A 10605-nucleotide genomic window follows, 5' to 3' on the forward strand; every position below is an offset into this window, starting at 1 on the left:
CAACTGCTTAATATGCTCCTAAATAGCTGTGCTGGGCTCCTCGCCGCCGAGTGCTTCAAGTGCCTTATCTAATTCTGCCTGAAGGCCGCTTGTCCGGTTGTGGGCCTCATCGTATTTGGCTTGGGCTGCATCGACGTTCGCTTGCATGGCGGGAAGGGGTTCCCTCTGTTTGGCGGCTTCCGCCACCACCATGTCGTAGATCTCTTGAAAAGCGGCAATGTCATCATCGATTTCCGCAATTTTCTCGGGACTTGCGGCGTCTTTTGCGGCCTCGAGGGTTTTGAGCGCTTCCTGCATGGCTGCATACGCTTTTTCTTTTGCGGCGGCCGCATCTTCCGTCTGCAAGGCAACTGCACCGGTGGGGGCGCTGGTTTCTGCCGCGATCGCCGTTACGGGGGCGATTCCCGCGACAAGTGCCGCGGAAAGGGCGATGCCCGCAGTTGCTCGTCTTGCTCTTCTTGCGAGAATGTCGTTCATCTCGGCACCTCATTTCAAGGGTCGGCGACTAACTTGGTAGCACTAATGTAAATATACCATGCTAGTTGACCCGACACTGGCTGGGTGTGCGCGTATACCCCTCCCCTGAAAACTGAATCCCGTTAGAAATGACGAGTTGTTTACGCTTCTTTTGGGGTGGCGGTACTATCATGGTTCGAATTGAATGTGGATGATGATAGGGAGCGCCTATACATGATTGAGCTGCTCAGGCGTTTTGGTGGTAAGTTTCGCCGATATATGGTGATCGGCCCTGCGTGCAAGCTAATCGAAGTGATCTTTGACCTGCTGACGCCGCTGGTGATTGCCCAGATGATCGATAAGGGCATTGGGGCGCACGACGTGAACGCCGTTATCCACTACGGTATGCTGCTTGCCGCCATGGCTGTGATCGGCATCTCGTTTACGCTCGTCTGCCAAAAGATGGCGGCGCTCACCTCGCAGGGCATGGGCACCGACATTCGTGGCGCGCTCTACCAGCATATCAACAAGCTGAGCTATGCCGAACTCGACCGTTTTGGCACGCCGTCGCTCATCACGCGTATCACCAACGACGTCAACCAGGTGCAGCTCGCTGTGGCGCTGGGCGTGCGCATGCTCATCCGCTGGCCCTTCCTAGCGGTGGGCTCCATGGTCGCGGCCCTTGCCATCGACCTTAAGCTCGGCATTATCTTTTTGATTTGCACGCCCGCCATCGGCCTGGTGTTTTGGTTTGTCATGGCGCGCTGTATTCCGTACTACAAGCAGCTGCAGGGAAAGCTCGACCGCATCGCGCTAATCTGCCGCGAAGGCCTTTCGGGCGCTCGCGTGGTTCGCGCCTTCGTGCGCGAGAACCACGAGCGCGAGCGTTTTGCCCAAGCTGCCGATGATCAGGCCAATACTGCCATCGCGGTGGGCAAGCTCTCGTCGATTCTCAACCCCGTCACGTTTTTGGTGATGAACCTGGGCGTGTGCGCCATCCTGTGGGTGGGCGGCATCCAGGTCAACGTGGGCGAGCTCACGCAGGGCCAGGTCATGGCGTTCGTCAACTACATGACGCAGACCCTCACCTCCATCGTCTACGTGGCCAACCTGGTCGTTGTTTTTACCAAGGCGAGCGCCAGCGCGTCGCGTATCAACGAGGTGCTCAATTGCGTGCCGAGCATCGCTGACGAGGGCAACGAGCCGGTCGCGCTGCCCCAGGCGCTCGCGACGGACGTCGACGCCCCGGCTCCCGCGCTGAGCTTTGACCATGCGAGCTTCTCGTTTGGCGCCGGCGCGGCCAATGCCGTGAGCGATGTGACCCTGGAACTTTCGTTGGGCAAAACGCTCGGCATTATCGGCGGCACGGGCAGCGGCAAGTCCACACTCGTCTCGCTTATTCCGCGCCTGTACGATGCGAGCACCGGCAGCGTGAGCGTGATGGGCTCCGACGTGCGTGCCTGGCAGCTCGGCCAGCTGCGCCACGTGGTCGCGACCGTTCCGCAGCGAGCGTCGCTGGTGAGCGGCACCATCCGCAGCAACCTGACCTGGCGTGACGAGTCGGCGACCGACGAGGAACTTTGGGCGGCGCTCGATATGGCGCAGGCGAGCGAGTTCGTGCGCAACAAGCCGCAGGGGCTCGACGCCCCGGTCGAGGCGGGCGGCAAGAACTTCAGCGGTGGCCAGCGCCAGCGCCTGACTATCGCGCGTGCCTTGGTGGGTTCGCCTCAGATATTGATCATGGACGACTCCGCCTCGGCGCTCGACTTTAAGACCGACGCGGCGCTTCGCCATGCCATCCGCGAGCGTAGCGTGCGCGGTGCCGCCGAGGGCGGGCTGCCGCTCACGACGGTGATCGTAAGCCAGCGCGTCTCGACCGTGCGCGACGCTGACATGATCTGCGTACTCGACCACGGCTCGGTCGCAGGCCTGGGCATGCATGACGAGCTGTACGCAAGCTGCCAGCTCTACCGCGAGATTTGCCAGTCGCAGTTGCGCCGCGAGGAGCTCGAGGGCCGGCAGGGGAGTGCGGCGCCCGCGTCCGCCCCAACCGCCTCCGCATCCGTCTGCGCAAAGGAGGGCTGCTAAATGAATCCGTATACTTCTTCCGGTTCGGTCGCCACGATGACGGCCAACGTGTCCGGCAACGATAACCTCAACGACCTGGGCGACGGTCCGCGCCAGCCCGGCGATCCCGAGCGCTATCCCGTGGGTGCGGTGACCCGCCGCCTGCTGGGCTATGTTCGCCCGCATCGCATTTCGTTTGTAGCGTCGTTTGTGAGTGCCGCCGTCTCGGTGATTTTGCAACTCTATACGCCCATTCTCATCGGCGAGGGCATCGACCTTATCGTCGCCGCCGTGCAGGTGGACTTCGACGCGCTACTGCCGCTCGTTACCAAACTCGCGCTCGTCGTGGTAGGTGCCGCGGCCTTCCAGTGGCTGCAAGGCTACTGCGTTAACCGCCTGTCCTACGAGACGGTGCGCGACATGCGCGTTGAGGCGAGCGATAAGCTCAGCCGCATGCCGCTCAGCTTTATCGACAGCCATGCCCACGGCGACCTTATGAGCCGCGTGGTCAACGACGTCGACCAGGTGGGCGACGGTCTGCTGCAGGGCTTTACCCAGCTTTTCACCGGCGTTATCACCATCGTGGGCACGCTTGCGTTTATGCTCTCCATTAACCTGACCATGACGCTCGTAGTGGTGCTCGTCACGCCGCTCTCCATCTTTGCGGCTAGCGCCATCGCCAAACTCTCCAACAAGAGCTTTACGGCGCAGCAGCGTATTCAGGGTCAGCTTGGCGGCCATATCGAGGAGTATGTGGGCGAGCAAAAGCTTGTCGACGCCTTTGCCTATGGCTCGAACGCTCAGCAGCGCTTCGACGCGCTCAATGCCGAGCTCTACACCGCGGGCGAGCGCGCGCAGTTTATGGGTTCGCTCTCCAACCCCGGCACGCGCTTTATCAACAACATCATCTATGCCGTGGTCGCTGTGATCGGCTGCGTGGGCGTGATCACGGGCGTGCCCGCGGCGCTTACGGTGGGCGGCGTGCAGATCTTCCTGTCCTATGCCAACCAGTACACCAAGCCGTTCAACGAGGTCACCAACGTCATTACGCAGATCCAGACCGCGTACGCCTCGGCGCGCCGCATGTTTGCGCTGCTCGATGCGCGCGAGCAGGAGCCCGACGCGTCGGACGCTGTAGAGCTTACCGCCCCGCAGGGTGAGGTGACTTTTGAACACGTGGACTTTAGCTACGTGCCCGACCGCAAACTGCTGCAGGATATCTGCATCGAGGCTAAGCCCGGCATGCGCTTTGCCCTGGTCGGCCCCACGGGCTGCGGCAAGACGACGCTCATCAACCTGCTGCTGCGCTTTTACGATATCGATGCCGGACGCATCATGGTCGATGGCAGGTCTTCGCGTGACTACACGCGCGCAAGCCTGCGCCGCGCCTTTGGCATGGTGCTGCAGGATACGTGGCTGTTCGAGGGCACGGTGGCGGAAAACATCGCTTACGGTTGCCCGGATGCCACGCGCGAACAGGTTATCGAAGCCGCCAAGCGTGCGCACGCGCACAAGTTTATCGTGCAGCTGCCAAGCGGCTACGATACGGTGATCGGCGAGGACGGCGGCACGTTTAGCCAGGGTCAAAAGCAGCTGCTGTGCATCGCGCGCGTCATGCTCACCGACCCGGCGATTCTGCTGCTGGACGAGGCGACCTCGAGTATCGATACGCGCACCGAGCTGCAGGTGCAGGCGGCATTCGACGAGCTTATGGCCGGCCGCACAAGCTTTGTGGTGGCGCACCGCCTGTCGACGATCCGCAACGCCGACTGCATTCTGGTCATGCGCGACGGCCAGATTATCGAGCGCGGCACGCACGACGAGCTGCTAGCGGCAGGCGGCTTCTACGCCGAACTCTACCGCAGCCAATTCGCCCAGTAAGCAAGCCCGTGGGGCAAATTAATCAATCGACAGACGGTGGTTTACATCTGTCACGTTAGTACTAAGATATTCATCTAATAAATTGCATTAGTGGCTTTAGTTTTGGGGGAAACGAGGCAACGTGACTATGACGTGCTCTTTGGTGGTTAACAGCAAGAGCGGTAATACCAGGATGGTTTCGGGCGCGATCAAGCGCGCTCTGCAGGCTGCGGGTGTTGATTTTGTCCATGCCGCGGCGTTGAGCGACGATGCGGATGCAGATCAGGTTGCGCTCGAGGCGCAGGGCGCCTGCGCGGCCGACACGGTGCTCGTCGGTTTTTGGTGCGACAAGGGCGCGTGCACGCCTTCGGTCGCGGCGTTGCTCTCCGCCTTGCACGGCAAGCGCGTCTTCCTGTTTGGCACCTGCGGTTTTGGCGCCGACCAGAGCTATTACCAGCAGATTATTGATCGCGTAACTTCCAATTTGGCTGGGGATGCCGAGCTTGCGGGCTGGGCGATGTGCCAGGGCAAGATGGGCCCCGCGGTCAAGCAGCGCTACGAGGCCATGCTCGAGCAAGATCCCGACGATGTCCGCTTTAAGATGCTGCTCGATAACTGGGTCGCCGCAAAGGATCACCCCACCAAGGAAGATCTGGACAACATGGCTGCAGCCGCCAAAAAGGCCGTGCTGGGGGAGTAGCTCCCATCGCTGACGGCGGTCGGTCCATCTTTCTAAATGAAACGTCCTCCCGGGCGTCGGGGCACGAAGTTCCCTGCTCTACAGTCCTGCGCAAGACGAAGGCCACATTAAGTGGCCTTCTTTGCGTGCGGAACTCGCGATGAACTTCGTGCCCCGCCGTCCGGGAGGACGCCTCTTTATTGATGGGAGGCCTGATAGGTCGATGGTTCCGTGCCCGGATGCGTCCAAAGTGGGACGGGCTTTCCGGATGGGCAGGCTTTCGAAAAATGCGTCCCGGAATTTGCCTTTGGAATGGGACGTAGTTTCCCGTTGAGGTGCTTTGCGGAAAGTGCATCCCACTCTGGGCGGTCGAAGTGGGACACACTTTCCCAAAGGCGCTCCAACGGGAAATTGCGTCCCATTATTCGGTCAAGAAACGGGATGCATTTTCCCAATGAGAGCAAAACCGGAAAATGCATCCCACAATCAGCCCTCAAAGTGGGACGCCGTTTCCCAATGAGGCTCAAGCGGAAAATGCGTCCCGGAATTTGCGCTCAAAGTGGGATGCGGTTTCCGGTTGAGGGTCTAAGGGGAAAATGCGTCCCAGAATCGACGCTTGAAATGGGATGCAGTTTCCCGATGAGGCACTCGACGGAAAATACATCCCAGAAATGGCCTTTGAGCTGGGATAAGATTTCCGCGGCATCTCGGATTCTCAAAAATGAGACACGCCGTTGGCGAAAATGAGACACGTGATATCGGGCATCGGATGTATCATTTGCAAAAATGAGTCCACTCCACTCGAATAAAGCGAGGTCCCTCATGTACGTTCCACACCCCCGTATCCGTAGGCTGTCGAAAATCCCGCTTGTTGGGACGGCGGCGCTTGCTGCGTTGATCGCCACGAGCGTCGCCTGCTTCACGGCCACGCCCCAGGTTGCCCAGGCGGCAGACGCGCCCGCAATCACCGATATGACCGAGCAGGATTATCAAGCCCTGGGTCTGGGCACGAGCGAGGACATTCCGGCCGATACCGTTGGCCCCTATTCCACTGATACCCCCACGACGTTTGCCACGCGCAGCGAGGTCTATATGGCAGCTAACGGTAGCCATGGCAATCGCTACACTCTGCGCGACAAGCTCGAGAACGTCGAGCGCGGTGACATTGGCGGCAGCAGCAAACTCACCGATGGCTATGGAAGTGTGTGGGGCGCCGCAAAGTTCTGGCAAAACGTCAACAACTTCGATACGAACAGCGATCTCTACAAGCATAGCGACTACGGTGGCGGCACCTGGTCGTACCTAAGCAACAATGAGTCCTCAACAGTACTCGCCAACGACAACAACGGTTTCTCGGGCATTCACGCCACGAGTGTTGAGTTCTGCAGCGACGCCAACACGGGCAAAAAGAGCCGCGTTGCCGAGCTCCGTGCCTACGGCGACAGTTCCTCCACGACGATTGACGGCAAGTCATGCGCCGGAAAGGTTGAGCTGGTCCTCTACTCGTTTAGCAACGGGCGTACGCGCACTCTCGACACACACCTGCCGGTGACGGTCAACACTAATATGATGTACGAAGGCCGTTTTAAGTACCTGGATGCCGGTTACCTGCAAGAGCACGACGCCGTCTTTGATGTCGAGGCGGGCGATGTCGATGGCGACGGCGTCGACGAGCTTTTTGTCTACGCGGGCTGCTATGTCGACGAGAACGGCGTGCGCAAGGCTGTAGTCGACATGTATGACTTGGAGGGCGGCAACTGGAAGCAAAGCGTCGTCAAGATCGATGCCGGTAACGCCGCGGACTACACCACGCACAACAAGGGCGGGAACGACTCCTGGACGCAGCTTCAGTCAGCTCCTGTCGTTTCGCTAGCGGCTGGCGACCTCGATCGCGATTTTTGCGATGACCTCGCCATCGTGGTCTCGGCACCCTACGGCAAGAAGAATATTGATAAGTCGACGCATTGCGAGCTGTTTTCGTGGGATGCATCCAAGGGTGCGCTCGTCCATGTCGATGCTCTGGGCGACGCGGGCGCAATCTCCCTCTCCGCGAACGGCAAGACCATGGTCGCTGCGAATGCGACGTTCGGCACGTTTGCCGCCTACGATGAAGAAGGAAAGAAGACGGGTGAAACCGTCACGGGCCTTATTCTTGCGGGCTATGACTGGCAACGCAGCGCTTTTGATTACGGCGCTTCTGACGGCAGCAAGGGGCTGTACGGCGCGCTGTACCGCTACGCGTATTTTGACTCGGAGTCTGGCGAGTTCAAGCTTTCCGATTGCTAGGAATACAGAGACGGGCTCCTCGCCTCCTATGGGCTGATGCATGTGCCCAACAGCGCATGGAAGGATAGCGCTCAGGATAAGCGCTATCCGTGCACCTTGGCGCCTATTGCCCTTGCCGCTGCCAACCTTGACGGCCTGTCCGAGCAGCTGGCGGTCGACGAGGTGCTCGTGGGCGGCGATGTGTTCCGCGACTTTGCCTGCAACACGGCACAGAGCGGGGCTCAGGGCTTGGGGTCCATGGTCGGAACCATGAGCATGAGCGGTCAGCAATACAACAGCAGCAACAAGCATGACCACAAGGGTATAGAGCAGGTGTGGATCAGCGACGTCAAGGCGGGCAGCGTCTCGGGTTCGGACCGCTATAACGAGAGCTTTATCGCCGTGGTGGGCAAGCACCGCGACGAGGACCTGCGCAAGAACGATGACTACTATTGGATGACCGCCTCGCATTTTTCGCTCGACGAGAACGGAAAGGTGCGCCGCGGCGAGGAGCAGGTGATTAGCGAGAGCAACCGTCGCGGCACTACCTATGGCACATTTATCTCGCTCGCGCTGCCCGATGTCGACAACGACAGCGTCAAGATCACGTACAAGGACCGCTACAAGGTCTATACCAACCCGCGCGTGCTTGCCGTGCTGCAGGATGCGCCCTATGTTGAGGATCTGGAGCAGGCATACGGCTATCTGGTGTTGGGCGGCACGTCATACGGAGAGGAAAAGGGCACTGGGACATCCCAGGGCTATACCATTGGCGCCGAGTTGGGCGTTGCCGTCGAGGTGCAGACCGGTCCGCCCCTGGTCGCGATGAATGCTTCAGTCGATTTTGCCGCCGAGGGATGCTATGACTACCGGAGCGAGCGCACGGTCAGCGCAAGCGTAAGCTATGAGTCGCATGCCGGCGAGGGTGACAAGGCCGTGCTCTACACGATTCCGATGGTCTATTACGATTATGAGATCGAAAATGAGGAAACTGGTGGCAAGGGCGTGATGGCGGCGCCCGTGTCGCTCGGCGCGCAGACCTCGGTCGTTAATGTCGAGGCCTATGACCGCATTGCCAAACAGCACAATATGACGCCGCTCAGCTACTTTTTGACCAACCGGTCGGGAGAACCCGGAACCTATCAAACGACGCTCAACGGCGAGACTCCCGTTGGGGATTCCTTTGGCCTGGGCAAGCCTGGCGTAACGCGCGCCTACACGCACGATGGGTTTAACGGCGCCGCCGCGCAGTCGGGGGCGAGCATTGAGCAGACCATCGAAGTCGAGGAGGGCAAGGAGCAGGAGCTCGAGCTCGGCTTGACGCTGAACGGCAGCGTTGTCATGGGCGCGAAGCTCGCAAAGCACGAGTTGTTTGGCGGCCTGTGCTTTGGTGCCAACGCCGGCTTTACTACGGGTAACTCCTCGAGTGAATCGACCGAATACGGCGGCACCGTCGACAACCTGCCCGAGGCCGCGCAGGGCAAGTACGGTTTTGTGTGGCGTCTGGGCGTCAACGCGGTGGATGTCGACAAGTTCGAGGCAGACTCGGGCGACAAGCTCGGCACCAAGGACACCGACCAGTTCTGGATCGTGGGCTATGACGTTAAGGACGTCGAGATGCCCGACGCGCCGGCCGTGACGGGCTTTACGGCAAACGCCGTCGATTCGACCAGCGTTACGTTTAGCTGGGACGATGTACTCGCAAACAAGAGTGGCTTTAGCTACGGCGTGGGCATGCTGCAGAGCAATGCGGCGGATGCGGTCGTCAATAGCTGGAAGATTGCCGACAACACGCAGACCTCGCTCAAGTGGGATGGGCTGCAGCCCAATACGGAGTATCGATTCGCCATCGCCGCCGTTAAGAATGGATCCACGACCGAAACAGGTATTCGCTCGGCAATCATCACGGTCAAGACCATGCCCGATGGCATGACGATGACCGTGAGCGGACCTGCGGCGGGGTCGGATCTTGGATACGACTCTTCGGTTGAGCGCACGGCGGGAAGCCACCTGACGCTCTCGGCGATTGGCCATGTGAAGCAACTCGGTGCCGACGATAGCGAAACAGGACTGGCACCGACCTATATGTGGTACCGCAAGGGCCGCGGCGAGACAGAGTTTAAGCTCGTGGGTGCCGATGGCAACCTCGCGGCTGGAACGGCCTCAAAGCTCGAGATTGACCTGACCGCCGACGATGACGGTGCGCAGTATTACTGCCACGTGGGATACAACGACGTGGGCCTCGACACCGGCACGACGCTCGTGAATATCGAGGCCGAGGAGACGGCGCCCACAACGGTGAACGCCACCCCGATCCGCACGCGCCGCCTGTTCTCACAGGCAAGTGCGGGTGCCAAGAAGTTCCTGGACCATACGCTGGTAAACACCGCCAGCCCAACCGATTCCGAAGGCTCAAAGGACCCCGAGACTCCTGAGATCCCGACGAACCCGGACAAGCCCAAGTCCGACAACGGAGCTAAGACCGACACCAAGGTCAAGACTACGACCACAGCGAAGAACCTCGCAAACACCGGCGACCAAACATTCGCCCTAGTCGCCACCGCAGCAGCAGCGGGAGCAACGCTCGTAGTGATGGCCCTCATCATGCTGATCAAGCGCCGCAAGACCCACTAGTAGCCAGTCGAACATATCGACAACCCAAAAACCCGGGTAGCCAAAAAACAGGCCACCCGGGTTTTCTGTTGAGTGGAGACTCCGCAAGCGGAAACTGCATCCCACAATTAGCGCCCAGACCGGGACGCACTTTTCCAAAGGGTCCTCAACGGGAAACTGCGTCCCATAATTAGGCCGAGAAATGGGATGAACTTTCCCAATGAGAGCCAACCGGAAACCACGTCCCAGAATCAGCCCCCAAAGTGGGACGCACTTTCCCAACGAGCCTCAACCGGAAAATACATCCCGGAATCCAGCTGAATAGTGGGACACACTTTCCCAATCGGGTCCCAAGCGGAAACTGCATCCCATTCCGGACGTGAATTCTGGGACACGGTTTCCGGATGCAAAAAGGCCACATGACGTGGCCTTCAACTTATATATGTTCAGCAGATGCCCCCATGACAGGCCGCGTTTCAACACCGAGGCGTCTGCCCGGCGGCACGGAACGTAAGGTTCATCGCGAGTTCCGCACGAGCCGGAGAGCACTTAATGTGCTCTCCGTGCGAGCAGGACTGTCCGAGCAGGGAACCTTACGTTCCGCGCCGCCGGGCAGACGAACCAGTTAAGACGCGCCGTTACTTGATCTTGGTCGTGCCCGGCGC

6 protein-coding genes are annotated in these 10605 nt (G+C 59.8%); 5 read left to right on the plus strand and 1 reads right to left on the minus strand.

Going from position 1 to position 10605, the window contains the following annotated elements; all coding sequences use genetic code 11:
- Positions 1–18: 18 nt before the first annotated feature.
- Entirely contained in the window at positions 19–477 is a 459-nt protein-coding gene (locus AB5202_RS07510; RefSeq protein ID WP_368144206.1) for a hypothetical protein, read from the minus strand.
- A 213-nt stretch (positions 478–690) separates the two neighbouring features.
- On the opposite strand from AB5202_RS07510, the gene AB5202_RS07515 reads away from it, so the two are divergent.
- The 5 genes from AB5202_RS07515 to AB5202_RS07535 all read left to right on the plus strand — a co-directional run bounded on the left by AB5202_RS07515 (position 691) and on the right by AB5202_RS07535 (position 9961).
- Positions 691–2544, plus strand: a complete 1854-nt coding sequence (locus tag AB5202_RS07515) for an ABC transporter ATP-binding protein (protein WP_368144207.1) — start codon at positions 691–693, stop codon at positions 2542–2544.
- Entirely contained in the window at positions 2545–4404 is a 1860-nt protein-coding gene (locus AB5202_RS07520) for an ABC transporter ATP-binding protein (RefSeq protein ID WP_368147504.1), read from the plus strand.
- A gap of 127 nt (positions 4405–4531) precedes the next feature.
- The gene (gene bilS / locus AB5202_RS07525) at positions 4532–5083 is read left to right on the plus strand and encodes a flavodoxin family protein BilS (RefSeq protein WP_368144209.1); all 552 of its coding nucleotides are present in this window, start codon (positions 4532–4534) and stop codon (positions 5081–5083) included.
- An 801-nt stretch (positions 5084–5884) separates the two neighbouring features.
- The gene (locus tag AB5202_RS07530; protein ID WP_368144635.1) at positions 5885–7348 is read left to right on the plus strand and encodes a hypothetical protein; all 1464 of its coding nucleotides are present in this window, start codon (positions 5885–5887) and stop codon (positions 7346–7348) included.
- 42 nt (positions 7349–7390) lie between these two features.
- Positions 7391–9961 (plus strand): fibronectin type III domain-containing protein, encoded by a 2571-nt coding sequence (locus AB5202_RS07535; protein ID WP_368144634.1) that lies wholly within the window; start codon positions 7391–7393, stop codon positions 9959–9961.
- The last annotated feature ends 644 nt before the right edge of the window (positions 9962–10605 follow it).

Source organism: Collinsella aerofaciens (assembly GCF_040915545.1).
Lineage (GTDB): Bacteria > Actinomycetota > Coriobacteriia > Coriobacteriales > Coriobacteriaceae > Collinsella > Collinsella aerofaciens_BE.